This window comes from Microbacterium sp. AISO3 (assembly GCF_002204305.1).
GTDB classification, from domain to species: domain Bacteria; phylum Actinomycetota; class Actinomycetes; order Actinomycetales; family Microbacteriaceae; genus Microbacterium; species Microbacterium arborescens.
Genome location: NZ_NHRF01000182.1, coordinates 1 through 391 on the forward strand (window position 1 = coordinate 1; position 391 = coordinate 391).

Annotated in this window: 1 pseudogene; it reads left to right on the plus strand. The window is 55.2% G+C overall.

The window, feature by feature from the left end:
* Positions 1 to 391, plus strand: a pseudogene (locus CBF90_RS16885) (phage tail tape measure protein); the annotation flags it as partial.

The following is a 391-nucleotide window of genomic DNA, read 5'->3' on the forward strand; positions in this document are numbered from 1 at the left end:
CATTGCAGGCGGCGAACGAGGCCGCAACGAAAGGGTTTGATGACCAGACCCGCCGCCTGAAAGAGAACATGGGCACGCTGGAGACCTGGGCAGACAGGACTGCGCGGGCATTCAAATCCATGTGGGATGCGGTGCTGGATATTGGTCGTCCTGATACCGCGCAGGAGATGCTGATTAAGGCAGAGGCTGCGTATAAGAAAGCAGACGACATCTGGAATCTGCGCAAGGATGATTATTTTGTTAACGATGAAGCGCGGGCGCGTTACTGGGATGATCGTGAAAAGGCCCGTCTTGCGCTTGAAGCCGCCCGAAAGAAGGCTGAGCAGCAGACTCAACAGGACAAAAATGCGCAGCAGCAGAGCGATACCGAAGCGTCACGGCTGAAATATAC